The sequence below is a fragment of the Mycobacterium sp. NTMscope_MAC_12 genome, from assembly GCF_976985675.1.
In genome coordinates this window covers 453,288-477,898 of record NZ_CDRJYY010000001.1, presented here as the reverse complement: position 1 = coordinate 477,898, position 24,611 = coordinate 453,288, and the positions used below count along the sequence as shown (strand labels likewise).

Sequence of the window (24,611 nt, the reverse complement as noted above, 5' to 3'; positions counted from 1 at the left end):
TGACGAGCCACGCCCCGTTACCTGCAGACGCATGTCGCCGGCATAGGGGAGAATCGGGGAGTGTCTGGGCGGCGGCAAGGCGATCCGGGCCGGGTGGGCTCCAGGCCGGGCCGCCGGGCCCCCAATGGCGTTGCCGCACAACATCCGGGCGCGGCCAACTACCCTGCCGGCGACGGCGCCCAGCGCCGGACGCGCCGCCCACCGCCGATGCCGAGCGCCAACCGCTATCTGCCCCCGCTGAGCCACCAGGCGGAGCCGGACCACAGCACCGGCGCGCCCCCTCGTGCCCCGACTCCCGGCGAGCGGATCACCGTCACCCGCGCCGCGGCGCTGCGCAGCCGCGAAATGGGTTCCCGGATGTATTGGATGGTGCAGCGCGCGGCCACGGCCGACGGCGCCGACAAGTCCGGTCTGACGGCGCTCACCTGGCCCACGGTGGCCAACTTCGCGGTGGACGCCGCGATGGCCGTCGCCTTGGCCAACACGTTGTTCTTCGCGGCGGCGACCGGGGAGAGCAAGGGCCGCGTCGCGCTGTACCTGTTGATCACCATCGCGCCGTTCGCGGTGATCGCCCCCCTCATCGGTCCGGCGCTGGACCGGCTGCAGCACGGGCGCCGCGTCGCGCTCGCCGCGTCGTTCGCCCTACGCACGGCGTTGGCGCTGGTGCTGATCATGAACTACGACGGCGCCAGCGGGAGCTACCCGTCGATGGTGCTGTACCCGTGCGCGCTGGCCATGATGGTGTTCTCGAAGTCGTTCAGCGTGCTGCGCAGCGCGGTGACACCCAGGGTGATGCCGCCGACCATCGACCTGGTGCGGGTCAACTCGCGGCTGACCATGTTCGGTCTGCTGGGCGGCACCATCGCCGGGGGCGCCATCGCCGGGGGCGTCGAATTCGTCTGCACGCACCTGTTCAAGCTGCCCGGCGCATTGTTCGTCGTCGTCGCGGTCACGATCGCCGGCGCGGCGCTGTCCATGCGGATCCCGCGCTGGGTCGAGGTGACCGCCGGTGAGGTCCCCGCCACCTTGAGCTACCGCCAGGACAGCGAACCCCTGCGCCGAAGCTGGCACAAAGAGGTCAGCGGGGCACTTCGGCAACCGTTGGGCCGCAACATCATTACTTCGCTGTGGGGTAACTGCACCATCAAGGTCATGGTGGGGTTTCTGTTCTTGTATCCGGCATTCGTCGCCAAGGCGCATGACGCCAGCGGGTGGGCGCAGGTCGCCATACTCGGGGTGATCGGCGCGGCGGCCGGCATCGGCAACTTCGTCGGCAACTTCACCAGCGCGCGCCTCAAACTGGGCCGGCCCGCCGTGCTGGTGGTGCGCTGCACGCTGGCGGTGAGCGCGGTCGCATTGGCGGCCTCGGTGGCCGGCAACCTGATGCTGGCCGCGATCGCCACGCTGGTGACGTCGGGGGCCAGCGCGATCGCGAAGGCGTCCCTGGACGCCTCGTTGCAGAACGATCTGCCGGAGGAATCCCGGGCATCGGGTTTCGGGCGCTCGGAGTCGACGCTGCAGTTGGCCTGGGTCCTCGGCGGCGCCGTGGGTGTGTTGGTGTACACCGAACTGTGGGTCGGATTCACCGCGGTCACTGCCCTGCTCATCCCGGGCCTGGCGCAGACGCTGGTCAGCTTCCGCGGCAACTCGCTGATTCCCGGCCTGGGAGGTAATAGGCCCATCATGGTCGAGCAAGAGGGCACCCGTCGCGGCGTCGGCAGTCCGGCGGTGGTCGCCGAGTGAAACCCCGAATCAACCGCGGCGTGGCCGTGCTGCTGGCCTGCCTGATGGCTCTGCTCTGTGTGGGTGTCGGAGTCGGCACGTGGCTACTGGTAGGGCGCTCCGGTCCGCAACGCCCCGAGATCAGCGCGTATTCGCATGGTCACCTGGCCCGGGTGGGGCCCTACCTCTACTGCAACGTGCTCAACCTCGAAGACTGTGACACGCCGCAGACCCAGGGTGAGCTCCACGTCAGCGAGCGCTATCCGATTCAGCTCTCGGTGCCCGATGCCATCTACCGGGCGCCCTGGCGCCTGGTGCAGGTATATGAGGATCCAACGAACAGCACCAGCACCATCTTTCGGCCGGGCACCCGGCTCGCCGTGACTATTCCCCCGGTCGACCCGCATCGCGGTCGGCTGGCCGGGATCGTCGTGCAGTTGCTGACGTTGGCGGTGGACCCGGCGGGCGAACTCCGCGATGTCCCGCATGCGGAATGGTCTGTGCGCCTGACGTTCTGAGCCCTAGCGCGCCCAACGTGGAGGTGTTGTCGCACAACCCCAGGCGATTTCGCGCAACAAGTCGACGTTCGGCGAGAAAATTTCAAGCCCCGCGAACGCTACGCCCCGTGGCCGGCGGGCACCCGCTCCCCTTCGACCGGCGGGCCCGGGGGCGTCCCGCCCCCGAAAGGCTTGCCGCCCAAACTCTCTCGTCCGTGCGGGGATAACCACCCGGACAGGTCGGGGCCCTTGGGCACGATGCGGGTGGGGTTGATGTCGGCGTGGACGATGTAGTAGTGCTGCTTGATCTGGACGAAGTCGATGGTGTCCCCGAAGCCCGGCGTCTGGAACAGGTCGCGCGCGTAAGCCCACAGCACCGGCATTTCGCTCAGTTTGCTGCGATTGCACTTGAAGTGCCCGTGATACACCGGGTCGAAGCGGGCCAAGGTGGTGAACAACCGCACGTCGGCCTCGGTGATGGTGTCGCCCACCAGGTAACGCTGGTTGGTCAGCCGATCGCTCACCCAATCCAACGCGGCGAACAGCCGATCGTAGGCGGCTTCGTAAGCCTCCTGCGCGCCGGCGAAGCCGCACCGGTACACGCCGTTGTTGATTTCGGTGTAGACCCTCTTGTTGACCTCATCGATTTCGGCGCGCAGCCGCTCGGGGTAGAGCTCGGGCGCTCCGTCGCGGTGGTACGCCGACCACTCCGTCGACAGATCCAACGTCATCTGCGCGAAGTCGTTGGTGACCACCGCGCCGGTCGGTACGTCGACGATCGCCGGGACCGTGATCCCCTTCGGGTAGTCGGGGAACCGCTTGAAGTAGGCGTCTTGCAACCGCGGGATCTTCAGCACCGGATCCACACCGCCGGGATCGAGATCGAACGTCCAACTGCGCTCGTCGTGGGTGGGGCCGCAAAAGCCAATGGAGAGCACGCTTTCGAGGCCCAGCAACCGGCGGACGATGATGGCGCGGTTGGCCCACGGGCACGCGCGGGCGACGACGAGCCGGTACCGGCCGGGCTCGACCGGGTAGCCGTCGCGCCCGGCGGCGGTGATGCGGGTGGTGATGTAGTCGGTGTCGCGGTTGAACTCGCCTGCTTGCGCGATGTAGGAAGCCATGTCTTCCATCGTGGCTCAACGCGGGCTCGTTGCCGAGCGGTCGCTGGACAAGAATCGCCGGGCCAGGTTGTTCTCAGTCGACGCACCCTCTTCCCAGTGGGCGATCCACGGCCCGGTGCCCTCGGACTGATCGATGATCCCGGCCTCCAGCCAGCTGTACCGGCCCTGCAGCAGGTTGCGAGTCAGCTGCACATCGCTGCCGTCGGTGTTGTCCCACAACGCATGAAACAGCGTCTCCACCCGCAGCGTCGCTTGGGCGCAGAATGTTTCGGCCAGCTCGTAGGCCTGCTGGCCCACCACCGGATCGGCGGCACGTTGCGACTCCGCGTGCACGCAAGCCGCGGACATCGCGAACAACTCGGCGCCGATGTCGACGACGCGGCCGAGGAATCCCTGCCGCTGCTCCAGCTTGGCCTGCCAGCGCGCCATGCCGTAGAACGTGTTCCGGGCGAGCTTGCGGCTGGAGCGTTCGATGAACCGGAGGTGTGCCGCCAGCGGGCCGAACTCGTGGTAGGCCCGCGGTCGCTGACCTTCACCGAAAACCAGCTGCGGCAACCACTTTGCGTAGAATCCGCTCGCACCAACCGCCGCGGCGGCCTTCTGCCGCAGGCCGGTGTCGGGCTTGGCGAGGTCGCCGGCCGCGGCGAGGTGCGCGTCGACCGCCTCGCGCGCGATAAGCAGCCTCATGATCTCGCTGGACCCCTCGAAGATGCGATTGATCCGCAGGTCCCGCACCGCCTGTTCGACGGGCACGGCGCGTTCGCCCCGCGCGGCCAGCGACTCCGCGGTCTCATAGCCCCGTCCACCGCGGATCTGCATGACCTCGTCGGCGATCACACAGGCCATCTCGCTGGACCACAACTTGGCCAACGCCGCCTCGATCCGGATGTCGTTGCGCCCTTCGTCGGCCATCTGCGCGGACAGCTCGAGCACGGCGTCCAGCGCGTAATTGGTGGCGGCGATGAACGAGAGCTTGCGGGCCACCGCTTCGTGCTCGGCCAGCGGCTTGCCCCACTGGACACGCTCACCGGACCATTCGCGCGCGATCTTCAACGCCCACTTCGATGAGCCCGTCGCGCTGGCGGGGATCGACAACCGTCCGGCGTTGAGCGTGGTCAACGCGATCTTCAAACCGTCTCCTTCGGAGCCGATCAGGTTTTCGCGCGGGACCCGAACGCGGTGCAGCCTGGTGACGCCGTTCTCGATGCCGCGCAGGCCCATGAATTTGTTGCGCCGCTCCACGGTGATCCCGGGTGAATCGGCCTCGACGACGAAGGCGCTGATGCCGCCGCGGTGCCCTTCGCTGCGGGGCACCCGGGCCATGATCACCAGCAGCTCGGCGACCACACCGTTGGTAGTCCACAACTTCACGCCGTCGAGTTCGTAGGCCTGGCCGTCCTCGATGGGGGTCGCCGTCGACGCCAATCGGGCGGGATCGGAGCCGACGTCGGGTTCGGTGAGCAAAAACGCCGATATGGCCCCGGCGGCGCAGCGCGGCAAGAACTTCTGTTTCTGCTCGGGGGTCCCGGCGAGTTTGAGCGGCTCGGGCACCCCGATGGACTGATGCGCCGACAGCAGTGCGCCGAGACTGGGGTGAACGCTCGTCACCATCATCAGCGCCCGGTTGTAGGCGACTTGCGACATGCCCAGGCCGCCGTATTCGGCGGGAATCTTCATCCCGAAGCAGCCCAGGTCGGCCAGTCCCTTCACGTACTCGTCGGGAATTTGCGCATCGCGTTCGATGACGCTGCCGTCGACGGTCTCCAGAAACTCGCGCACGCTGTCGAGAAACGCCCGGGTGCGGGTCTCGTCGGCTTCCGTGGGCGTGGGGAACGGGTGTATCAGCTCCAGCGGAAAACGACCGAGAAACAATTCCTTTGCGAAGGACGGTTTATCCCAACCGGTTTCGCGAGACTCCTCGGCGAGCGCTCTCGCCTGTTCCTCGGTGACCTGCGCTTGCTGTGCCATCGCAGCCTCCTTGCTAGACGACCGTCATGGGGTGTGGAGTACCCCATCTGCGGCTCGTCACCGAGCCGTCGCCGGCAAATTGGCTGAGTCGGGCGCGTTAGGAGTCGAGCTCCCGTGCCACGGCCTTGACCACCTCGGAGACCCGGCGCGCCGTCTTGCGGTCGGGGTAGCGGCCCTTGCGCAGCTCGGGCTGCACGGTGCTTTCCAGCAACGTGATCATGTCCTCGACCATGCCGTGCAGTTCGTCGGGGTTGTGCTTGTGTTCGGCAGGCGCCTCGCGCCGCGCCTTGGTCAGGCTGGGCGGCGGCTCAATCAGCTTGAGGCTCAACGCTTGCGGCCCGCGGCGTCCGGAGGCGATACCGAATTCCACCCGCTGGCCGGCCTTGAGCCCCTCGACCCCGGCGGGCAGCGCCGACGAGCGGACGTAGACGTCTTCGCCGCCCTCTTGTGACAGGAAGCCGAAGCCCTTGTCAGCGTCGTACCACTTAACCTTGCCGGTCGGCACTGGTCTCACCTGCTTGTCTAACGGATCAATAGAAATAGGCAACACAATAAGCGTCCCGCCTGCGCAGGACGCCGTATTAAGAGTCTGATCCTACTCGGATGCGTGCCTAACGAGCACCCCCGTTATTCGTCACTCGGTACGCTTGGTATTACCCGCGGAGGAGATATGCGCCTGATCCTGAACATCATCTGGCTTCTGTTCGGTGGCCTGTGGTTGGCCGCCGGATATCTCGTTGCGGCGCTCATCAGCTTTCTGCTGATCATCACCATCCCGTTCGGCTTCGCGTCGCTGCGCATCGCCTCTTACGCGCTGTGGCCGTTCGGCCGCACGATCGTCGCCAAGCCGACCTCCGGGTCCGGCGCGCTGATCGGAAACATCATCTGGGTGGTGCTGTTCGGGCTGTGGCTGGCGGTCGGTCATCTAGTCAGCGCGGTGACGATGGCGCTGACGATCGTCGGCATTCCGCTGGCGCTGGCCAATCTCAAACTGATTCCGGTGTCGCTGATGCCGCTGGGCAAGGAGATCGTTCCCCTCGACTCGCCGGTTCACTACGCGGCGCCGGTGGCCGCATGACCCTGACGGCGTTGGGTTTCCCGACGGTGCGGAGCCGCCCTGACGGCCCGGCCGGTGACCGTGTCGTCGCCGAAGCACCGTCCGCGGGCCCGTTGGTGGACACCTACGGGCGGGTCGCCACGGATCTGCGGATCTCGCTGACCGATCGCTGCAATCTGCGGTGCACCTACTGCATGCCCGCCGAGGGCCTGGACTGGCTGCCGGGCGAGCAACTGCTGACGGCCGGCGAGTTGGCCCGGCTGATGGACATCGCGGTCACCCGGTTGGGGGTCACCAACGTGCGGTTCACCGGCGGTGAGCCGCTGCTGGCGCGCCACCTCGAAGAGGTGATCGCCGCGGCGGCCGCGTTGCGGCCGCGCCCCGAGATCTCCCTGACCACCAACGGCGTCGGGCTGGCGCGGCGGGCCGCCGGGCTCGCCCGGGCGGGGCTGGACCGCGTCAACGTGTCGCTGGACACCGTGGATCGGCAGCATTTCGCGGCCATTACCCGCCGCGATCGCCTCGACGACGTGCTGGAAGGGCTGGCTGCTGCCCACGAGGCCGGCCTGGCGCCGGTGAAGGTGAACGCCGTGCTCGACCCCGCGACCGGTCGCGAGGACGTGGTGGAGCTGTTGCGGTTCTGCCTCGAGCACGGCTACCAGTTGCGCGTCATCGAGCAGATGCCCCTGGACGCCGGGCACCAATGGCGCCGCGAGGCGGCGTTGAGCGCCGACGACGTGCTGGCCGCGCTGCGCCCGCATTTCCGGCTGCGGCCCGACCCGGCGCCGCGCGGGTCCGCTCCCGCCGAGCTCTGGCTGGTCGACGAGGGCCCCGGCACGCCGGGCGGCAAGGTGGGTGTCATCGCATCGGTCTCGCACGCGTTTTGCTCGACGTGTGACCGCACCCGGTTGACGGCCGACGGGCAGATCCGCAGCTGCCTATTCGCGAAGGAAGAGACGGACCTTCGGGGCCTGTTGCGCAACGGCGCGCCCGACGAGGCGATCGAGGCGGCGTGGCGCACCGCGATGTGGGGCAAGCCCGCGGGCCACGGCATCAACGACCCGAACTTCATCCAGCCCGACCGACCGATGAGCGCGATCGGTGGCTAGCCCCATGGGGCAGCCCCCCGTCCAGGAAACCGGTATCGGAGTGACGGTGCGCTACTTCGCGGCCGCCCACGCGGCCGCGGGCGTCGAGGCGGAGACGCTGGTGGTGCGCCCCGGCACCACGCTTGGCGAGCTGGTCGAGCGGCTGGCCACGCGCGGATCGAGCCTCGCCACCGTGTTGAGCCGATGCTCCTACCTGTGCGACGGGGTCGCCGTGCGCGACGAGACCACAACGTTGCGATCCGGTGACACGATCGATGTCTTGCCGCCCTTTTCCGGCGGCTGAAACTGTGAAACATCTCACATAACGGAACGATAACGGCGCGATCACGGTCCAATCTCGCGTGTAATGACCTGCGCAAATACCGTGTGTTGCTGCGGTTTTCGCAGATGGCCGAGAGCGAAACGCCAGGTGTCGCGACACGTGACGCGACCAACAGAAACCGTTACGGTCTCCGAAGGCTCGCCAGCTATCCCGATTGGCGGACCTCCCCTCCCTATCGCGCCGAGCTCCATCCAATAGGCGGGGGCAACCAACTCATGGATGGAGACGGGGGACCCACCGGTCCACCGTGATCGGACTGGGGCCGCTCGCGGCTCCTAGGGGTGAAGTCGGCGTCGTCGTTTCGACGACCACGTCGGCCGGGTGGCCTCTCCAACCCGAACCCGACAGCTGACCTCGCAGGCGCGTGACGAGAGAGGAATACATCGGCGCGCATGAGCGGACGTCACCGTAAGCCCACCGCATCCAGTGTCAACGTCGCCAAGATCGCCTTTACGGGCGCAGTGCTTGGTGGCGGCAGCATCGCCCTAGCCGGCCAGGCGGCCGCGGCCACCGACGGCGAATGGGACCAGGTAGCCCGTTGCGAGTCCGGCGGCAACTGGGCCATCAACACCGGCAACGGCTACCACGGCGGGGTGCAATTCAGCGCCAGCACGTGGTCGGCACACGGCGGCGGCCAATACGCCCCGTCGGCCGAGCTTGCCACCAAGGAACAGCAGATCGCCGTCGCCGAGCGGGTGCTGGCAACCCAGGGTCGCGGCGCATGGCCCGTCTGCGGCGGCCCGCTGTCGGCTCCCAGCCCGCGCGAGGCACCCGCCCCAGCCGGCCTGGACGCCCCGCTGGACGCGCCCGGCATCAACGGTGCACCGGCGCCTGACGCTCCCCCGCAAGACGCCCCGCCGCCCGCTCCGGTGCAGCTGGCCTCCTTCGACCGTCCGGCACCGGACGCTCCCCCGGCAGATTTGCCGGCGCCTCCGGCCGAGCTGCCCCCCGCTGCGCCCGCGGACGCCGCACCGCCGGCCGATCTGCCCCCCGCGCCCCCGGCCGAAGCGACGCCGCCCGCACCTCTGGCGGACGCGCCCGTCGCGGACGCGGACTTCCGCGGATTCGTCCCGGCCGGCATGCCGGAACTCGCGTCCGACGCCAGCTACACCCAGCAGCTGTGGGAAGCGATTCGGGCACAGGACGTTCAGGGGAACGACGCGCTGGACGCCCTGGCGCAGCCGTCGCCCAACGCCTGAGGCTCTACCGCCAGATTCCCCGCACGCCCCGAAAACCCTCCTGTTCGGGGCGTGTCGGGCATGGCGCGGCTGCGGGGGGCTGAGATCGCCACGGCGTCAGGCCGAACCCACCCACTCCTCGGTGCCGTCGGCGAAGAATTGGTGCTTCCACACCGGTAGCCGCGCCTTGATGGTGTCGACCAGCTGCGCGCAGGTGGTGAATGCCGCCTGCCGGTGATCGGCGGCGACCGCCGCCACCAATGCCGCCTCTCCGATGTGCAGCACACCGATTCGGTGGCTGGCGGCGACGGCGCGCACGCCGCCGGACTGCGCCGCCACATCGGCCACCACGTCGGCCATGACCTGCGCGGCCGACGGGTGCGCCGAGTACTCCAGCCGCACCACCCGGCGCCCGACGTCGTGGTCGCGGATCATGCCGACGAACCCGACGATGGCCCCGGCCGACTGGTGGCCGACCAGTTCCTCATGCTCAGCCAGAAAAATCGGGTGCTCGGTCATGGCTGCGCGCACGACCAACGTCATCGCTGGTGGTCTTTACCGGCGAGTTGATCGAGCGCGTGGTCGAGCACGTCGGCCAGCACCCCGAGCCCGTCGCGCACCCCACCCGGGGAACCCGGCAGGTTGACGATCAGGGTCCGCCCGGCCACCCCGCACACGCTGCGGGACAATACCGACGTCGGCACCTTCGGAAGGCCCGACTGGCGGATTGCCTCCGCCAGTCCGGGAATGAGGTAGTCGATGACGGCCACAGTCTGGTCCGGCGTGCTGTCGCTGGGTGAGATGCCGGTGCCGCCGGAGGTGAGGATGACGTCGACGTCGTCATCGATCGCCTTGCGCAGCGCATCACCGACCGGTGGGCCATCGGCGACCACCTCCGGCTCCCCGGGCGAAAAGCCCCGCTGCGTCAGCCATTCGGTGATGATCGGCCCGCATCGGTCTTCGTACTGTCCGGCCGACGCCCGGGTCGAGGCGATGATGACGCGGGCCGATCGGGTGCTCATGACCGCGTCCACATTCCGGTTTTGCCGCCTTCCTTGCGCAGGACTCGAATGTCATCGATCCGCGCGGCCGGGTCGACCGCTTTGATCATGTCGTAGAGCGTCAGGGCCGCGACGCCGACGGCGGTCAGCGCTTCCATCTCCACCCCCGTGCGATCGGTGCTGCGCACCGTCGCGGTGATCTCGATGTCCGACTCCGCGACGTCGAAGTCGATGTCGACCCCGGTCAGCGCGAGCTGATGGCAGAGCGGGATGAGATCGCTGGTGCGCTTTGCCGCCTGGATACCCGCCACCCGGGCGGTGGCCAGCGCGTCGCCCTTGGGCAGGCCCCCGGTCGAGATCAGGGCGACTACGTGGGCCGACGTGCGCAGGGCGCCCGCGGCGACGGCGGTCCGCTTGGTGGCTACCTTCTCGCTGACGTCGACCATGTGCGCCGCCCCCTGGTCGTCCACGTGTGACAGCGCACCCGGGTGGGATTCTCCCGACGCCCAGGTCGTCGAGGCTTTCGAGGCCTCAGAGGCCCTAGCCATGTGGGAGACCTACCGATTGACGACGGTGACCGGGTGCAGGTAGGGCAGCTCGGTGGAGGGCAGCGGGAACGTCAGCTCGCCGAAGGGCGACAGCGCACCGGTCCGGTCGGTCACGAGTTCACTGACCGCGTGGTCGTCGGGGTCCGTCGTCGGCCAGCCGTTGTCGACATACTTGGATTTGCGAGCTTTGCCCTCAGCAGTGTCAGCCACGAGGTCCATTCTGACAGGTGGCCCCGACGCGCGTGGCGCAAGACCGTAGGTTCGAGTCGCCGGGCGCCCGCCGCTTTGCTGTCTGCTGGGTACCGGCCACCTGCTTTACGCTGGTCAGCGATGACCGACAACACCCCGGATATCCCGCTGGGGTCGTGGCTGGCCGAGTTGCCCGACGAGCGCCTGATCCGACTGCTGGAATTACGGCCGGACCTCGCCCAGCCCCCGCCCGGCAGCATCGCCGCGCTGGCGGCCCGAGCTCAGGCCCGCCAGTCGATCAAGGCTGCCACCGACGACCTCGACTTCCTGCGGCTGGCGGTGCTCGACGCGCTGCTGGTGCTGCAGGCCGACGCGGAACCGGTGCCGACCGCGAAGCTGCTGGCGCTCATCGGGGACCGCGCCTCCGAAGGCGACGTCCTCGACGCGGTCGACGACCTCCGGCAACGCGTCCTGGTCTGGGGCGAGACCGCGCTGCGGGTCGCCCCGGACGCCGGGACCGGAATGCCGTGGCATCCGGGGCAGGTCATTCTCGAGGACACCTCGCGCGGCGCCGAGCAGATCGCCGGCCTGATCGACGACCTCAACCAGGCGCAGCTCGAGGTGCTGGAGAAACTCCTCGAAGGTTCGCCGATGGGCCGCACCCGTGACGCCGCGCCCGGCGCACCGGCGGACCGCCCGGTGCCCCAGCTGCTGGCGATGGGTCTGTTGCGGCGCATCGACGCCGAGACCGTGATCCTGCCCCGCTACGTGGGACAGGTGCTGCGCGGCGAGCAGCCCGGTCCCATGCAGCTGACCGCGCCCGACCCGGTTGTGTCGACCGCCACGGCCGACGATGCCGACGCGACCGCCGCCGGAGCGGCCATCGACCTGCTGCGCGAACTCGACGTCCTACTCGAAACACTTTCCGCCGCACCGGTTTCCGAGCTGCGCAGCGGGGGCCTGGGAATCCGGGACGTCAAGCGGCTGAGCAAGGTGACCGGCATCGACGAGCCGCGGCTGGGGTTGATCCTGGAAGTCGCCGCGGCCGCCGGATTGATCGCCAGCGGCATGCCTGACCCCGAACCCACCGTCGGTGAGGCACCGTACTGGGCGCCGACGGTCGCCACCGACCGGTTCGCCGCGCTGTCCACCGCCGAGCGCTGGCAGCTGCTGGCCGGCAGTTGGCTCGACCTTCCCAGCCGCCCGACGCTGATCGGTACGCGCAGCCCCGACGCCAAACCCTATGGGGCTCTTACCGATGCCCTGTATTCCACGGCCGCACCGCTGGATCGCCGACTGTTGCTCGGTATGTTGTCTGAGCTCCCGCCCGGCGCCGGTGTCAACGCGGCGGAAGCATCGGCCGCGCTGATCTGGCGGCGGCCGCGCTGGGCCAAGCGGTTACAGCCGGGGCCCGTCGGGGATCTGCTCACCGAATGCCATGCCATGGGCCTGGTGGGGCGCGGGGCGATCAGCACGCCCGGCCGGGCGCTGCTGGACGTGGACGCCGATCCGCAGGCCGCGATCGACGCGATGGCCCGGGCGCTACCCAAACCGGTCGATCACTTCCTGGTGCAGGCGGACCTGACCGTTGTCGTGCCCGGCCCGCTGCAGCGCGACCTGGCCGAGCAACTCGCCACGGTGGCCACCGTCGAATCGGCCGGGACGGCAATGGTGTACCGCGTCAGCGAACAGTCGATCCGGCATGCGCTCGACGTCGGCAAGACCCGCGACTGGATGCACGCCCTGTTCGCCAAACACTCCAAAACACCAGTGCCCCAAGGGCTTACCTACCTCATCGACGACGTCGCGCGCAGGCACGGGCAGCTGCGGATCGGCATGGCCGCGTCGTTCGTGCGTTGCGAGGATCCGGCGCTGCTTGCCCAGGCCGTGGCCGCTCCCGCGACCGAAGACGTGCAGCTGCGCGCCCTGGCCCCCACGGTGGCGGTGTCGCCGGCGCCGATCGGCGAGGTGCTCGCCGCGCTGCGAGCGGCCGGCTTCGCCCCGGCGGCCGAAGACTCTACGGGCGCCATCGTCGACGTCCGGCCCCGCGGCGCCCGGGTGGCCACGCCGCAGCAACGCCGCCCGTATCGCCCCGTGCGGCGCCCCAACAGCGAAAGCCTGCAGGCGGTCGTCGCGGTGCTGCGCAAGGTCACCGCCGCACCGTTCGGCAACATCCGCGTCGACCCGGCGGCCACCATGACCCTGTTGCAGCGCGCCGCCAGGGAACAAGGCACCCTGGTGATCGGTTATCTAGACGCGGCCGGCGTGGCGACCCAGCGCGTCGTGTCGCCGATCACCGTCCGGGGCGGTCAGCTGGTGGCCTTTGATTCGGCTTCGGGGAGGCTGCGCGACTTCGCCATCCACCGCATCACGTCGGTGGTGTCGGCCCCCGGCCGATAATGAATGGCATGCCGGGCACGATGCAGAGCGAAGCGATGAGGAGAAGTGGCGCCTAGATGCGCGCCGACGACGATGCAGAGCGAAGCGATGAGGAGAAGTGGCGCCTAAATGACTGACGGACCGTTGATCGTGCAGTCCGACAAGACGGTGCTGCTCGAAGTGGACCACGAGCAGGCCGGCGCGGCGCGGGCCGCCATCGCGCCGTTCGCCGAGCTGGAACGCGCACCCGAGCACGTGCACACCTACCGCATCACGCCGCTGGCGCTGTGGAACGCCCGCGCCGCCGGCCACGACGCCGAACAGGTCGTCGACGCGCTGGTCTCCTTCTCCCGCTACGCGGTGCCGCAGCCGCTGCTCGTCGACATCGTCGACACCATGGCCCGTTACGGCCGCTTGCAGCTGGTGAAAAGCCCGGCGCACGGTCTCACCCTGGTGAGCCTGGACCGCGCGGTGCTCGAGGAGGTGCTGCGCAACAGGAAGATCGCGCCGATGCTCGGCGCCCGGATCGACGACGACACCGTCATCGTCCACCCCAGCGAACGCGGCCGGGTCAAGCAGATGCTGCTCAAGATCGGTTGGCCCGCAGAGGATCTCGCGGGCTACGTCGACGGAGAGGCGCATCCGATCAGCCTGGCCCAGGACGGCTGGCACCTGCGCGACTACCAGCAGATGGCCACCGACTCGTTCTGGTCCGGTGGCTCCGGTGTCGTGGTGCTTCCCTGCGGCGCCGGTAAGACGCTGGTGGGGGCCGCCGCGATGGCGAAAGCCGGTGCGACAACGCTGATTTTGGTCACCAACATCGTCGCGGCGCGACAGTGGAAGCGCGAGCTGATCGCCCGCACCTCGCTCACCGAGGAGGAGATCGGCGAATATTCCGGTGAGCGCAAGGAGATTCGGCCCGTCACCATCTCGACGTACCAGATGATCACTCGCCGCACCAAGGGCGAGTACCGGCACCTCGAACTCTTCGACAGCCGCGACTGGGGACTGATCATCTACGACGAGGTCCACTTGTTGCCGGCGCCGGTGTTTCGGATGACCGCCGACTTGCAGTCCAAGCGGCGCCTCGGCCTGACCGCCACGCTGGTGCGCGAGGACGGCCGCGAGGGCGACGTGTTCTCCCTGATCGGCCCCAAACGTTATGACGCGCCATGGAAGGACATCGAGGCGCAGGGGTGGATCGCGCCGGCGGAGTGCGTCGAGGTGCGGGTCACCATGACCGACAACGAGCGGATGATGTACGCCACCGCCGAACCCGAAGAGCGTTACAAGCTCTGCTCGACGGTGCACACCAAAATCGCTGTGGTCAAAACGATTCTGGCGAAGCATCCGGGCGAGCAGACCTTGGTGATCGGCGCGTATCTCGATCAGCTCGACGAGCTGGGCGCCGAGCTGGGCGCCCCGGTGATCCAGGGCTCGACGCGGACCAAGGAACGCGAAGAGCTGTTCGACGGCTTCCGCCGCGGCGAGGTGAACACGCTGGTGGTGTCCAAGGTCGCCAACTTCTCCATCGATTTGCCGGAAGCCGCGGTGGCCGTGCAGGTTTCGGGAACGTTCGGCTCGCGCCAGGAAGAGGCGCAGCGGCTGGGCCGGTTACTGCGGCCCAAGGCCGACGGCGGCGGCGCCATCTTCTATTCCGTGGTGGCGCGCGACAGCCTGGACGCCGAGTATGCCGCGCACCGGCAGCGCTTCCTGGCCGAGCAGGGTTACGGCTACATCATCCGCGACGCCGACGACCTCCTGGGCCCGGCCATCTAGACTAGGGAACGCAAAAGCCCCCGAAACTCCATTGTTTCGGGGGCTTTTGTGTCTGCTGGCGCTACCGAGACAGGATGGTCGCCGACGCGGTGCCGGGCGCCCCGTACACCTGCGCCAGGCCGACGCGGGGATCGCCGGGCACCTGACGTTCCCCGGCCTCGCCGCGCAGTTGGCGCACCAGTTCGTGCATCTGCCGCAGCCCCGACGCGCCGATCGGCTCGCCGTTGGCGATCAGCCCGCCGTCGGTGTTGACGGGTATTGAGCCGTGGATCTCGGTGGCGCCGTCGGCCAGTAGCTTCTCCTGTTCGCCGTCCGCGCACAGGCCGGTCTCGGCCATGTGGATCACCTCGGCGCCGGCGTCGGTGTCCTGCAGCTGCGCGACGTCGACGTCCTCGGGTCCGATGCCGGCCGCCTCGTAGGCGGCCTTGGCCGCGTACACCGTCGGCGATGCGTCCTCGTCCAGGGGCGCCGACGTGGCGTGCACCTCGTAGGCGCCGAACCGTCGCGTCCGAATTTCGCAGGCGCGCACATAGACCGGCTTGTCGGTGAACTTCTCGGCCATGTCGGCGCGACACATGATGACCGCCGCGGCCCCCTCGTCGGGCGCGCAGAACATGTACTGGGTCAGCGGGTAGTTCAGCGCGGGCGAGGCGAGGATCTCCTCGACGGAAATCTCCTTGCGCCGGAAGGCATTCGGGTTCAGCGCACCATTGCGGAAGTTCTTGTTGGCCACCCGCGCCAACGTCTCCTGGGAGATGTGGTGGTCGTGGATGTACTTGTTGGCCTTCATGCCGAAGAACTTGGTGGTGACGAACTGCCCGTTGTTGGCGTACCACTGCGGCAGCGCCAGCTTGGCGGGGTCGTCGGTGAACGCCCCGCGCGGGTGTTTGTCGAGGCCGATGGCAATTCCGATGTCGTACTTGCCCAGCCGGATGGTGTCGGCGGTCTGCTGGATGGCGCTGGCCGCGGTGGCGCAGGCGTTGAACACGTTGGTGAAGGTGATGCCGGTCAGCCCGACCAGGCGGGTCACGGCGTCGGGGTTGGAGACCTCATAGCTGCCACCGAATCCGAACTGGATGTCTTTCCAGTCCACTCCGGCGTCTTTGAGCGCCAGCTGGACGGCTTCGGCGCCCATCTGCATCGCGGTCTTCTCGAACCGGCCGAACGGGTGGAGGCCCACGCCGATGATGGCGACGTCGTTGGTCATCTCAATCCTCCTGGATAACTTGTCGCGACCCGCTTCGCCCGGCGCCGCCGCGCTCGCGATCGCCACGGATAACTGGCAGCGGCCCGCCGCTAGACCGGCTGGAACGCGAAGGTCATGATTTCGGCGCCCTCGTCGTCGGTGGCCAGGGGCACCATGGTGAGTTCGACTTCCTGGCCGAACTGCAGCTTGGCCGGGTCGTTCTCGGTCAACCGCCCTTCGACGCGGATGACGTCACCGAGCTGGACCAAACCCACTCCGAACGGGACGAAGTCCTTTCCGGCCGGGCCGATGTAGGGGGCTCCCGGGGGGAAGCCCTGCGTCGTCCACGCCACCAGCGTCCCGCGGCGCGGTAACAACACGTCGGACATCTCGCCGCCGCTGCAACGCGGGCACCACTGCTGCACGGGGAAGGTGGTGGCCTCGCAGCTGCCGCATCGGCTGCCGATCAGCTGCGGGCTCTCATCGGGCCAGGTAGAGATCTCGGGGGCTAGCGCCTTCTGCATCGGGGGATCCTCCAGGATCGTCGACATTCCGCCAACAGAACTCACTGAACCGTATAACAGCTTTCCGAAAAGTGGAAACCACATTCTCGTCGCCGCACAACGGCTGAACATCGGCGGCAGCGCGGGGGAGATATGTTGGCGCCATGACGGTCACCGTGATACTCGAGCTCAGGTTCAAGCCCGACGAGGTCGCCGCGGGGCGCGAGCTGATGGGCCGGGCGCTGCAAGACACCCGGGCATTCGACGGCAACGTTCGCACCGACGTGCTCGTCGACGAGGACGACGAAGCGCACTGGCTCATCTATGAGATCTGGGAGGCGGTCGAGCACGACGAGGCGTACCGCGCGTTTCGCGCCGGCGAAGGAAAGCTGACCCAGCTGCCTCCGTTGCTGGCCGCGCCCCCGGTCAAGACGAGATACGTCACGACCGACGTCTGACCTCGCGGCGCCGCACTGATGCTGACAGGGCTGCGCTACCGCTAGCGTTCGGGCGTCGGCGCGAATTCAGCAGGCAACCAGGTCGTCGATCTGGCTGATTGCCGATGAGGTGCCCTCGACCACGCCCATGTCCAACACCTGCTGAAGCGCCTCGGCGGAGGCGAAAGTGCTGACGTAGATCGCGCGAGTGCCGCCTTCGTGCTCGGTGAAGGTGTAGACGTTCGTGGCGACCGGCAGCCCCGGGTCGGGGTTGAAGTCCAGGTCGGCGAAGCCGTCGACGAAGGAGAAGCTCGTCGGCTCGTCGACGGCGGTGATCTCCCAGTATCCGGCATGCCGGTCGCCGTCCGGGCCGGTCATGAAGTACGTGGTGCGGCCTCCGGGCCTGAGGTCGTGGTCGACCACAGTCGCCGGGTAGGTGGGCGGGCCCCACACCTTCTCGAGCTGACGCGGGTCGGCGTAGACCTGCCAGATTCGCTCCACCGGCGCGGCGAAGTGGGCGGTGATGGTCAGGGTCAGGTTGTCGAGGTCCTGCTGGACGTCGGTCACGGGCACGGTTCAGTCCTCCTTGGTCGAGTCCGATGAAATGAGTTCGTCGATGCGCGCGATGCGGTCGCGCCAAACCTGTTCCAACTCAGCCAGCATCGACGCCACCGACCGCACCGCCGCCACGTCACCCGTGGCCAGCTGCTCGCGACCGCTCCGTCGTTTGGTGATCAAGCCGGCTTTCTCGAGCACGACGACGTGCTTCTGCACGGCCGCGAAGCTCATGTCGTACTTCAGTGCGAGCTTCGACACCGAGTGTTCCCCGGCCAGGGTCCGGCGCATGATGTCGCGCCGGGTCCGGTCGGCAAGCGCGTGGAACAAGGCGTCCACCCGGTCTGCGTCGTCGTCGGACATGAAGCAAATGTACAACCAAACGGTTGTAGATTGTCAACCCCGCGCCCGGGCGAGCTCACCCGGCCCACCGGCCGGCGCCGCAACTAGCTCAGCGCGGGAATGATCTCTCGTTCGAACAGCTCGATGCCCGAGCGGTCGTAGGCAGCCTCGGGGAAATAGCAGATCGCGTACTCGCAACCGAGGTCGCGGAGCTTTGTCAGGCGCTCGATGACCTGTTCCGGTGTGCCCGTTGCCGAATCCGGCCCGCTGGTGCCGGCGATCATCGCATCCGCGGCGGTCTCGCCGACGTAACCGACCATGCGGTCGCGGACCCGTTGCAGCCGGTCTTTGACGTCGGCCTCCGATGTGCCGACGACGGCGTTGACATTGGCCGAACGCACGATGGCGTCGAAGTCGGTGCCCATGTCGCGGCAGTGCTCGGCCAGCACCTGCGACTTGTGGGCGAACGTCTCCGGCTCGGGCGTGAAGTTGGTGTACTGCGCGTACCGTGCGGCGATACGCAAGGTCACCTTCTCGCCACCGCCGGCGATCCAAAGCGGAATTCCGTTGTCTTGCAAGGGCTTAGGCGAGACGACCGCGCCGTCCACCTGGTAGTGCTTGCCGTCGAAGCTGACCTTGCCGTCACGCCAGGCGTCGCGCATGATCTGGACGCCCTCGTCCAACCGGCCCAACCGCACGCCCGCCGACGGGAATCCGTAACCGTAAGCGCGCCATTCGTGTTCGTACCAGCCGCCACCGATGCCCATCTGAATCCGGCCACCGGAGATGATGTCGGCCGTCGCCGCCACCTTGGCGAGGTACACCGGGTTGCGGTAGCTCATCGCCGTGCACATCTGGCCGAGCTTGATCCGAGACGTGGTGGCCGCGTACGCGGCCATGAGCGACCACGCTTCGTGGGTGGCTTCCCCGGTGGGCACCGGCACGGTGTGGAAATGGTCGTAGACCCACAGCGAGTCCCAACTCCCCCGATCCGCGTAATCGGCCAGGTCGCGCATCACCGCCCAGTGTTTCTCGGGTTCGATGCCGACCAGATCCATTCGCCAGCCTTGCGGAATGAAGAGACCGAAGCGCATACCAACGGACCTTAGCCCGGCCAGATCTCAGCCACGCAGCGCGTCAAGTGCGGCCGCCACGGACTTCTCCCGCAACTCCCCGTGGGGCGCGTCGGGAAACTGCACGCAGCAGTCCTGCAACCCGCCGAACGCGACGACCGCGCGGGTGGACTGCGCGAGCGTCGGCGTCTCGCCGAACACCAGCCGCGCCAACCGCTCGCGCCACGCGAGCACGGTGTCGATGAGGTCCAAATCGATAAGCGTCGACAACTCGGTCAGCAACAGCACCAGATCCCGGCGGTGCCGGTAGTGAAAATCGAAATAGCCTTTCAACAACTCGCGCGCATCGACGGCGCCGCGGCCCTCGTGGTCGGCGACGAATCGCTCGCCCTCGTCGATCAGCGGCACCAGGATGCTGCGCACCAGGTCCTCGCGTGACGGAAAGTGGTAGTACAGCGCGGGTTTGGTGATGCCCAACTGGTTGGCGATGTCCTGCAGGCTGGTGCGCTGCACGCCCCGCTGCAGAAACAGCTCGCGAGCGGCCTCCTGAATCCGCTCGCGCGTGTCCGACCGGGGCCTGCTCACCCCCAGAGCTTATCTGACTTACCGATCGGTAAGTGAGATGTTATGCTTACCGAACGTTAAGTAAGTCGGGAGGTGGATCGTGCGGATACTCATTTCCGGCGCCAGCGTCGCCGGCCCGGTCCTGGCGTACTGGCTGTCCCGTTACGGCTTCGACGTCACCGTCGTCGAACGCGCCCCGGCACTGCGCAAAACCGGCGGCCACGCCGTCGACTTGTTCCGTCCCGCGATGGAGATCTCGGCGAAGATGGGCGTCCTGCCGCGCATCGAGTCGTTGGCCACCGGAACGAACCGGATGGCGTTGTACCGGGAAGGCCGGCCGCGGGCCACCGAGATCGACCTCACCAAGATCTACGCCGCCAGCTCCGACCGGCACGTGGAAATCATGCGCGACGACCTCAGCGAGATTTACTACGACGCCGCCCGCGACGACGTCGAGTACCTGTTCGGCGATTCGATCACCGCGATCGAGCACGACGGCACCGTGACGTTCGAGCGCTCCCCGGCGCGCGGCTTCGACGTCATCGTCGGCGCCGACGGCCTGCATTCCAACGTTCGGCGCCTCACCTTCGGCGAGGAGGCCGGCCTGACGCGCTTCCTCGGCGGATACCTGTCGGTGTTGTCGGCGCCCAAAACGCTGGTCGAGCCCGGCGAGATGGTCGGCCACGTCGGCGTCGGCCGCTTCGCCGGGATCTACACCGCGGACCACTTGGACGACGCGCGGGTGGTGTTCCTGTTTCGCAATAAGGAGGGTTTGGACTACGACCACCGCGATGTGTTGCGGCAGAAGGACTTACTGCGTGACGCGTTCGCCGGAATGCATGACCAGGTGGACGGCTGGCTGGCCGAAATCGAGCGCACGCCCACCTTCTACTTCGACTCCATCACCCAGCTGCGCACGGACAGGTGGTCGCGCCGCCGCGTCACCCTGGTCGGCGACGCCGGATACTGCCCCGGGCCGGCGGTGGGCGGCAGCACCAGCCTCGCCGTCCTCGGCGCCTACGTGCTGGCCGGAGAGCTCGCCCGGGCCGACGGCGACCACCTGCGCGCCTTCGCCGCCTACGAACTGCAGATGCGCGAACCGGTGCATCGAAGCCGGTCCTTCGCCCGCGGCGCCGCCAAGGGCATCATCCCCGGTTCCCGCGCTGGAGTCTGGGCGTTAACCCGTGGAGCCCAACTGATCTCGGCGATGCCCAGGTCGCTGTCCCGGTCGCTGGCCAAGCTGAACACCAAGGGCGTCCGCATGCACGATTCGATGCCGGTCCCCGACTACGCCGGATGCGACGTCTGACAGCATGTCCGGTAGGACGCGGACCGAAGCGCATGCCAAGAAGGGAAGGCCTCAGATGGAACTGACCGGTGTTGGGATCTGGAGCAGTCAGCTGCGCTACGGCGACCCGGCCGAATCCGCCGACGCGGCAGCCGAACTCGATGAACTCGGCTTCCCTGCGCTGTGGATACCCGACGTCGGCGGCCCGGTGTTCGACTCGGTGGGTCATCTGCTCGCCGCGACCAAACGGACCGTGATCGCGACCGGCATCCTGAATTTGTGGATGCACGCGCCCGGCGACGTCGCCGAGTCCTATGCGACGCTGACCGCCGAGCACGGGGACCGCTTCCTGCTGGGAATCGGCGTCAGCCACGCACCGCTGATCGATGCCGGCCAGCCCGGGCGCTACCGCAAACCGCTGGCGGCGACGGCGACCTTCCTGGACGGGTTGGATGCCGCGCCGCGGCCCGTTCCCACCGAGCGCCGGGTTCTTGCCGCGCTCGGACCGAAGATGCTGAAGCTGTCCGCGAGCCGCGCCGCGGGCGCCCATCCTTACCTCGTCACTCCCGACCACACCGCTTCTGCGCGTTCGGCTTTGGGGCAGGGTCCGCTGCTGCTGCCGGAGCAGACGGTGATCCTGACCGACAGCCCCGACGAGGCGCGCCAGATCGGAATTGAGTGGCTGCGGTCCTATTTGGCGTTGCCCAACTACGCCAACAACCTGCTGCGCAGCGGCTTCTCCGAAGATGATGTGGCGCAGGTGAGTGACCGGCTCTTCAACGCGATCATCGCCTGGGGTGACGAAGACGCCATCATGCGCAGGGTCGCCGAGCATCGTTCCGCCGGCGCCGATCACGTCTGCGTGCAGGTGCTGCGGGCCGACCCGAGGGCCTTCCCGCGGGAGGAATGGCGCCGGATCGCCGCCGCCACCCGATGAAAGGTGACCGGCACGCTTAGGGTGAGCTATGGCTTCCAAGCAGACGCTGTTTCGGATCTTCTATCGCATCGGTTTCACCCCGTGGGACGGTCATCCGCTCGCCCAAAGCGTCCGGGACCTGGTCGAGGGAACCCGCGACGCCGCCGCGCTTCCCGCCGGGTCCGCCCTTGAACTCGGATGCGGTACCGGGGACTGTTCGATCTACCTCGCCCAACACGGCTGGAAAGTCACCGCGGTCGACTTCGTGGCCAAACCCCTCGAACGGGCGCGGGCCAAGGCCGGCGCGGCCGGCGCGGCGGTGGACTTCGTCCAGGCCGACGTCACGCAGCTGAGCCAGGCCGGAATCGGTGCGAACTTCGAGTTGATCGTCGACAACGGGTGCCTGCACAACATGAGCGACGCGGATCGCGACGCCTATGTGCGGGAGATCAGCGCCGTGGCGGCCCCGGGTGCCCGGCTGTTGATTGTCGCGTTCGTGCCCGGCGGCCGGGTCGGGGTGCGCGGCGTCGATCACGCCGAGATGGAACGGCGGTTCACGCAAAGCTGGACATTGCTGTCCGCGGGTGCCGAACGCGAGCTGGATCGCGCGGAGAAAACCCCGGCTCGCTACTACCTGTTCCAGAGGCGCCCCTGACCGTCGAGCAGACGCAGAATCGCACGCGGAATCCCCGCGCAGTGCGATTCCGCGTCTGCTCGCGGTAGGGCTTACGTCAGCGACGCGGGCGGCAGGAAGCGGTCGCCGTACTTGGCGGCCAGTTCCTTGGCGCGCGCCACGAAGGCGTCCTTGCCCGTGCCGCCGGCACCGGAGTAACCGACGATGAACTGCGCGCTACCCCCGGTGTACGGCGGGAAGCCGATGCCCATGATGGAGCCGATGTTGGCGTCGGCGGTCGACGTCAGCACGCCCTCGTCCAGGCACTTCTGCGTCTCGAGCGCCTCGGCGAACAGCATGCGATCGATCATGTCCTGCAACGGAATGTCCGCGCTGCCGGACTTGAACGTCTCCTGCAGACCGGGCCACAGCCGGGTCCGCTTGCCGTCCACGTACTCGTAGAAGCCGGCGCCCTTCAAACGGCTGGGCCGTCCGATCTCGATCATCTTCTCGACCACCGCCTCGGCCGGGTGCGGCGTATAGACGGCGTCCACATCTTCCACCGCCTTACGGCTAGCTACGGCGATCTTGTGCATCAGCTCGAGGTTGAGTTCGTCGGACAGCTGCAGCGGCGGCGCCGGGTACCCGGCCTGCGAACCGGCGTGCTCGATGCTGGCCGGGGCCACGCCCTCGCCGAGCATCGCCAGCGCCTCGTTCACGAACGTGCCGATCACGCGGCTGGTGAAGAACCCGCGGCTGTCGTTGACCACGATCGGGGTCTTGCCGATGGCTAACGTGTAGTCGAACACGCGGGCCAGCGCCTCGTCAGAAGTCTTGTCGCCCTTGATGATTTCGACCAGCGGCATCTTGTCGACCGGCGAGAAGAAGTGGATCCCGATGAAGTCCTCCTGCCGCTTCACGCCGGTCGCCAGACCGGTGATCGGCAGCGTCGAGGTGTTCGAACCGAGCAGCGCGTTGGGCTCGACGATGTCCTCGATCTCCTGGAATACCTTGTGCTTGAGTTCCTGGTTCTCGAAGACGGCCTCGATCACGAAGTCGACGCCCTTGAGGTCGGCGGGGTTGGCGGCCGGCGTGATGCGGTCCAGCAGCGCCTTGCTCTTCTCCTCGGTGGTCTTGCCGCGCTGAAGCGCCTTGGCCTCAAGCTTTTCCGAGTAACCCTTGCCCTTCTGCGCGGCTTCGAGGCTGACATCCTTGAGCACGACGTCGAAGCCGGCCTTGGCCGAGACGTACGCGATGCCGGCGCCCATCATGCCCGCACCCAGCACGCCGATCTTGTTGATCTTGACCGGCTCGATGCCGTCGGGGCGGGAACCGCCGCCGTTGATGTGCTGCAGGTCGAAGAAGAACGCCTGGATCATGTTCTTGGCGACCTGGCCGGTGACCAGCTGGGTGAAGTAACGGCTTTCGATGCGGCTGGCCGTGTCGAAGTCCACCTGCGCGCCCTCGACGGCCGCGTCCAGGATGGCCCGCGGCGCCGGCATCGGGGCGCCCTTCAGCTGCTTCTTGAGCAGCGCCGGAAACGCTGGCAGGTTTGCCGCCAGCGCGGGGCTGGCCGGGGTGCCCCCGGGCATCTTGTAACCCTTTTTGTCCCAAGGCTGTTCGTGCGAGTCCGGGTTGGCCTTGATCCACGCCTTGGCGGCGGGCACCAATTCCTCGACGGAGCCGACGAGCTCGTCGACCAGGCCGATCTCCTTGGCCTTGTCCGGCTTGAAGCGGGTGCCTTGGGACAGGATGTTCATGAAGGCGTTCTGGATGCCGAACATCCGCACGGTACGGGTCACCCCGCCGCCGCCCGGCAGCAGGCCCAGCGTCACCTCGGGCAGACCGACGACCAATCCCTTGACGTCGGCGGCGATCCGGTGGTGACAGGCCAGCGCGATCTCCAGGCCACCGCCCAGCGCGGCGCCGTTGATGGCGGCCACCACCGGCTTGCCCAGGGTCTCCAGCGCGCGCAGGTCGCGCTTGACCGACTCGACGGTGTCGAACGCCTCGCCGGCGTTCTCGGGGCCAAGGTTGATCATGCCCTTCAGGTCACCCCCGGCGAAGAACGTCTTCTTCGCGCTGGCGATCACCACACCGGTGATCGAATCCTTCTCCGCGACAAGACGTTCGACGGCGTTGTGCATCGACTCGCTGTAGTGCTCGTTCATCACGTTGGCCGACCCGGTGGGGTCGTCCATCGTCAGAGTGACGATGCCGTCAGCATCCTTATCCCACTGAATTGTGTTCTCTGCCATGGC

Annotated in this window: 26 protein-coding genes and 1 riboswitch; of the genes, 12 read left to right on the top strand and 14 right to left on the bottom strand. The window is 67.9% G+C overall.

The window, feature by feature from the left end; all coding sequences use genetic code 11:
* The first annotated feature begins 93 nt into the window (after positions 1–93).
* Both AC0KS4_RS02380 and AC0KS4_RS02375 read left to right on the top strand, forming a co-directional pair.
* Entirely contained in the window at positions 94–1,743 is a 1,650-nt protein-coding gene (locus tag AC0KS4_RS02380) for an MFS transporter (RefSeq protein ID WP_225327348.1), read from the top strand.
* 8 nt (positions 1,744–1,751) lie between these two features.
* The gene (locus tag AC0KS4_RS02375; RefSeq protein WP_225327442.1) at positions 1,752–2,240 is read left to right on the top strand and encodes a DUF2771 domain-containing protein; all 489 of its coding nucleotides are present in this window, start codon (positions 1,752–1,754) and stop codon (positions 2,238–2,240) included.
* Positions 2,241–2,338: 98 nt separating this feature from the next.
* Here the strand turns inward: AC0KS4_RS02375 and AC0KS4_RS02370 are convergent, their stop codons facing one another.
* The 3 genes from AC0KS4_RS02370 to AC0KS4_RS02360 form a co-directional block, all read right to left on the bottom strand.
* Positions 2,339–3,343, bottom strand: coding sequence for a glutathione S-transferase family protein (locus tag AC0KS4_RS02370; protein WP_225327349.1), 1,005 nt, complete (start codon positions 3,341–3,343; stop codon positions 2,339–2,341).
* Between the two features lie 15 nt (positions 3,344–3,358).
* Positions 3,359–5,311: an acyl-CoA dehydrogenase family protein gene (locus AC0KS4_RS02365; RefSeq protein WP_225327350.1), complete on the bottom strand. Its 1,953-nt coding sequence runs from the start codon at positions 5,309–5,311 to the stop codon at positions 3,359–3,361.
* 97 nt (positions 5,312–5,408) lie between these two features.
* Positions 5,409–5,816 (bottom strand): cold-shock protein, encoded by a 408-nt coding sequence (locus tag AC0KS4_RS02360; RefSeq protein WP_238958301.1) that lies wholly within the window; start codon positions 5,814–5,816, stop codon positions 5,409–5,411.
* 165 nt (positions 5,817–5,981) lie between these two features.
* Between AC0KS4_RS02360 and AC0KS4_RS02355 the strand changes: the two genes are divergently transcribed.
* From AC0KS4_RS02355 to AC0KS4_RS02340, 4 genes are all read left to right on the top strand, one after another.
* Positions 5,982–6,389 (top strand): YccF domain-containing protein, encoded by a 408-nt coding sequence (locus AC0KS4_RS02355; RefSeq protein WP_238958302.1) that lies wholly within the window; start codon positions 5,982–5,984, stop codon positions 6,387–6,389.
* Positions 6,386–7,477: a GTP 3',8-cyclase MoaA gene (gene moaA, locus AC0KS4_RS02350; RefSeq protein WP_238958303.1), complete on the top strand. Its 1,092-nt coding sequence runs from the start codon at positions 6,386–6,388 to the stop codon at positions 7,475–7,477. Before AC0KS4_RS02355 ends, moaA begins: the two co-directional genes overlap by 4 nt.
* A gap of 4 nt (positions 7,478–7,481) precedes the next feature.
* Positions 7,482–7,760 carry a MoaD/ThiS family protein gene (locus AC0KS4_RS02345; protein WP_238958399.1) on the top strand — a complete coding sequence of 93 codons (279 nt, stop codon included), beginning with the start codon at positions 7,482–7,484 and terminating at the stop codon, positions 7,758–7,760.
* Positions 7,761–7,992: 232 nt separating this feature from the next.
* Positions 7,993–8,178, top strand: a riboswitch (cyclic di-AMP (ydaO/yuaA leader).
* A gap of 13 nt (positions 8,179–8,191) precedes the next feature.
* Positions 8,192–8,998 carry a transglycosylase family protein gene (locus AC0KS4_RS02340; RefSeq protein WP_238958304.1) on the top strand — a complete coding sequence of 269 codons (807 nt, stop codon included), beginning with the start codon at positions 8,192–8,194 and terminating at the stop codon, positions 8,996–8,998.
* Between the two features lie 96 nt (positions 8,999–9,094).
* On the opposite strand, the gene AC0KS4_RS02335 is transcribed toward AC0KS4_RS02340, so the two are convergent.
* The 4 genes from AC0KS4_RS02335 to AC0KS4_RS02320 are packed head-to-tail and all read right to left on the bottom strand — an operon-like array spanning position 9,095 to position 10,736.
* Complete coding sequence (locus AC0KS4_RS02335) at positions 9,095–9,520, bottom strand: molybdenum cofactor biosynthesis protein MoaE (RefSeq protein WP_225327355.1); 426 nt, start codon at positions 9,518–9,520, stop codon at positions 9,095–9,097.
* Complete coding sequence (locus tag AC0KS4_RS02330) at positions 9,517–9,999, bottom strand: MogA/MoaB family molybdenum cofactor biosynthesis protein (RefSeq protein ID WP_225327356.1); 483 nt, start codon at positions 9,997–9,999, stop codon at positions 9,517–9,519. The genes AC0KS4_RS02335 and AC0KS4_RS02330 overlap by 4 nt, the downstream gene beginning before the upstream one ends.
* Positions 9,996–10,526 (bottom strand): cyclic pyranopterin monophosphate synthase MoaC, encoded by a 531-nt coding sequence (gene moaC / locus AC0KS4_RS02325; RefSeq protein ID WP_225327357.1) that lies wholly within the window; start codon positions 10,524–10,526, stop codon positions 9,996–9,998. The genes AC0KS4_RS02330 and moaC overlap by 4 nt, the downstream gene beginning before the upstream one ends.
* A 9-nt stretch (positions 10,527–10,535) precedes the next feature.
* Positions 10,536–10,736: a hypothetical protein gene (locus tag AC0KS4_RS02320; protein ID WP_225327358.1), complete on the bottom strand. Its 201-nt coding sequence runs from the start codon at positions 10,734–10,736 to the stop codon at positions 10,536–10,538.
* 120 nt (positions 10,737–10,856) lie between these two features.
* Between AC0KS4_RS02320 and AC0KS4_RS02315 the strand changes: the two genes are divergently transcribed.
* Together AC0KS4_RS02315 and AC0KS4_RS02310 are read left to right on the top strand one after the other, a co-directional pair.
* Positions 10,857–13,115, top strand: a complete 2,259-nt coding sequence (locus AC0KS4_RS02315; protein ID WP_238958305.1) for a helicase-associated domain-containing protein — start codon at positions 10,857–10,859, stop codon at positions 13,113–13,115.
* 108 nt (positions 13,116–13,223) lie between these two features.
* Positions 13,224–14,873 carry a DNA repair helicase XPB gene (locus tag AC0KS4_RS02310; protein WP_238958306.1) on the top strand — a complete coding sequence of 550 codons (1,650 nt, stop codon included), beginning with the start codon at positions 13,224–13,226 and terminating at the stop codon, positions 14,871–14,873.
* A gap of 61 nt (positions 14,874–14,934) precedes the next feature.
* On the opposite strand, the gene AC0KS4_RS02305 is transcribed toward AC0KS4_RS02310, so the two are convergent.
* Together AC0KS4_RS02305 and AC0KS4_RS02300 are read right to left on the bottom strand one after the other, a co-directional pair.
* Positions 14,935–16,080, bottom strand: a complete 1,146-nt coding sequence (locus tag AC0KS4_RS02305) for a thiolase family protein (protein ID WP_225327361.1) — start codon at positions 16,078–16,080, stop codon at positions 14,935–14,937.
* A gap of 89 nt (positions 16,081–16,169) precedes the next feature.
* Entirely contained in the window at positions 16,170–16,583 is a 414-nt protein-coding gene (locus tag AC0KS4_RS02300; protein ID WP_225327444.1) for a Zn-ribbon domain-containing OB-fold protein, read from the bottom strand.
* A 143-nt stretch (positions 16,584–16,726) separates the two neighbouring features.
* Here AC0KS4_RS02300 and AC0KS4_RS02295 point away from each other — a divergent pair, with 143 nt between their 5' ends.
* Positions 16,727–17,020, top strand: a complete 294-nt coding sequence (locus AC0KS4_RS02295) for a putative quinol monooxygenase (RefSeq protein WP_238958307.1) — start codon at positions 16,727–16,729, stop codon at positions 17,018–17,020.
* A gap of 66 nt (positions 17,021–17,086) precedes the next feature.
* Here the strand turns inward: AC0KS4_RS02295 and AC0KS4_RS02290 are convergent, their stop codons facing one another.
* The 4 genes from AC0KS4_RS02290 to AC0KS4_RS02275 form a co-directional block, all read right to left on the bottom strand.
* The gene (locus AC0KS4_RS02290; protein ID WP_238958308.1) at positions 17,087–17,572 is read right to left on the bottom strand and encodes an SRPBCC family protein; all 486 of its coding nucleotides are present in this window, start codon (positions 17,570–17,572) and stop codon (positions 17,087–17,089) included.
* Positions 17,573–17,575: 3 nt separating this feature from the next.
* Positions 17,576–17,917 (bottom strand): ArsR/SmtB family transcription factor, encoded by a 342-nt coding sequence (locus AC0KS4_RS02285; protein WP_238958309.1) that lies wholly within the window; start codon positions 17,915–17,917, stop codon positions 17,576–17,578.
* Between the two features lie 83 nt (positions 17,918–18,000).
* Positions 18,001–18,990, bottom strand: a complete 990-nt coding sequence (locus AC0KS4_RS02280) for an LLM class F420-dependent oxidoreductase (protein WP_238958310.1) — start codon at positions 18,988–18,990, stop codon at positions 18,001–18,003.
* Positions 18,991–19,017: 27 nt separating this feature from the next.
* Positions 19,018–19,554 (bottom strand): TetR/AcrR family transcriptional regulator, encoded by a 537-nt coding sequence (locus AC0KS4_RS02275; protein WP_238958311.1) that lies wholly within the window; start codon positions 19,552–19,554, stop codon positions 19,018–19,020.
* A gap of 79 nt (positions 19,555–19,633) precedes the next feature.
* Between AC0KS4_RS02275 and AC0KS4_RS02270 the strand changes: the two genes are divergently transcribed.
* From AC0KS4_RS02270 to AC0KS4_RS02260, 3 genes are read left to right on the top strand one after another with little or no spacing between them, the layout of a single operon-like run.
* Complete coding sequence (locus AC0KS4_RS02270) at positions 19,634–20,842, top strand: FAD-dependent monooxygenase (RefSeq protein ID WP_238958312.1); 1,209 nt, start codon at positions 19,634–19,636, stop codon at positions 20,840–20,842.
* A gap of 55 nt (positions 20,843–20,897) precedes the next feature.
* Positions 20,898–21,758 (top strand): LLM class F420-dependent oxidoreductase, encoded by an 861-nt coding sequence (locus AC0KS4_RS02265; protein WP_238958313.1) that lies wholly within the window; start codon positions 20,898–20,900, stop codon positions 21,756–21,758.
* A gap of 28 nt (positions 21,759–21,786) precedes the next feature.
* Positions 21,787–22,392 (top strand): class I SAM-dependent methyltransferase, encoded by a 606-nt coding sequence (locus AC0KS4_RS02260; RefSeq protein ID WP_238958314.1) that lies wholly within the window; start codon positions 21,787–21,789, stop codon positions 22,390–22,392.
* A 71-nt stretch (positions 22,393–22,463) separates the two neighbouring features.
* Here AC0KS4_RS02260 and AC0KS4_RS02255 read toward each other — a convergent pair whose 3' ends face one another.
* Positions 22,464–24,608: a 3-hydroxyacyl-CoA dehydrogenase NAD-binding domain-containing protein gene (locus AC0KS4_RS02255; RefSeq protein ID WP_238958315.1), complete on the bottom strand. Its 2,145-nt coding sequence runs from the start codon at positions 24,606–24,608 to the stop codon at positions 22,464–22,466.
* Positions 24,609–24,611: the final 3 nt, after the last annotated feature.

What these genes read in the sequence shown, in the direction of transcription:
- AC0KS4_RS02370 (WP_225327349.1), bottom strand. Translation starts at nt 3,343, where the DNA reads ATGGCTTCCTACATCGCGCAAGCAGGCGAGTTCAACCGCGACACCGAC.
- AC0KS4_RS02365 (WP_225327350.1), bottom strand. Translation starts at nt 5,311, where the DNA reads ATGGCACAGCAAGCGCAGGTCACCGAGGAACAGGCGAGAGCGCTCGCC.
- AC0KS4_RS02355 (WP_238958302.1), top strand. Translation starts at nt 5,982, where the DNA reads ATGCGCCTGATCCTGAACATCATCTGGCTTCTGTTCGGTGGCCTGTGG.
- moaA (WP_238958303.1), top strand. Translation starts at nt 6,386, where the DNA reads ATGACCCTGACGGCGTTGGGTTTCCCGACGGTGCGGAGCCGCCCTGAC.
- AC0KS4_RS02345 (WP_238958399.1), top strand. Translation starts at nt 7,482, where the DNA reads ATGGGGCAGCCCCCCGTCCAGGAAACCGGTATCGGAGTGACGGTGCGC.
- AC0KS4_RS02340 (WP_238958304.1), top strand. Translation starts at nt 8,192, where the DNA reads ATGAGCGGACGTCACCGTAAGCCCACCGCATCCAGTGTCAACGTCGCC.
- AC0KS4_RS02335 (WP_225327355.1), bottom strand. Translation starts at nt 9,520, where the DNA reads ATGACGTTGGTCGTGCGCGCAGCCATGACCGAGCACCCGATTTTTCTG.
- AC0KS4_RS02330 (WP_225327356.1), bottom strand. Translation starts at nt 9,999, where the DNA reads ATGAGCACCCGATCGGCCCGCGTCATCATCGCCTCGACCCGGGCGTCG.
- moaC (WP_225327357.1), bottom strand. Translation starts at nt 10,526, where the DNA reads ATGGCTAGGGCCTCTGAGGCCTCGAAAGCCTCGACGACCTGGGCGTCG.
- AC0KS4_RS02315 (WP_238958305.1), top strand. Translation starts at nt 10,857, where the DNA reads ATGACCGACAACACCCCGGATATCCCGCTGGGGTCGTGGCTGGCCGAG.
- AC0KS4_RS02310 (WP_238958306.1), top strand. Translation starts at nt 13,224, where the DNA reads ATGACTGACGGACCGTTGATCGTGCAGTCCGACAAGACGGTGCTGCTC.
- AC0KS4_RS02305 (WP_225327361.1), bottom strand. Translation starts at nt 16,080, where the DNA reads ATGACCAACGACGTCGCCATCATCGGCGTGGGCCTCCACCCGTTCGGC.
- AC0KS4_RS02300 (WP_225327444.1), bottom strand. Translation starts at nt 16,583, where the DNA reads ATGCAGAAGGCGCTAGCCCCCGAGATCTCTACCTGGCCCGATGAGAGC.
- AC0KS4_RS02295 (WP_238958307.1), top strand. Translation starts at nt 16,727, where the DNA reads ATGACGGTCACCGTGATACTCGAGCTCAGGTTCAAGCCCGACGAGGTC.
- AC0KS4_RS02285 (WP_238958309.1), bottom strand. Translation starts at nt 17,917, where the DNA reads ATGTCCGACGACGACGCAGACCGGGTGGACGCCTTGTTCCACGCGCTT.
- AC0KS4_RS02280 (WP_238958310.1), bottom strand. Translation starts at nt 18,990, where the DNA reads ATGCGCTTCGGTCTCTTCATTCCGCAAGGCTGGCGAATGGATCTGGTC.
- AC0KS4_RS02265 (WP_238958313.1), top strand. Translation starts at nt 20,898, where the DNA reads ATGGAACTGACCGGTGTTGGGATCTGGAGCAGTCAGCTGCGCTACGGC.
- AC0KS4_RS02260 (WP_238958314.1), top strand. Translation starts at nt 21,787, where the DNA reads ATGGCTTCCAAGCAGACGCTGTTTCGGATCTTCTATCGCATCGGTTTC.
- AC0KS4_RS02255 (WP_238958315.1), bottom strand. Translation starts at nt 24,608, where the DNA reads ATGGCAGAGAACACAATTCAGTGGGATAAGGATGCTGACGGCATCGTC.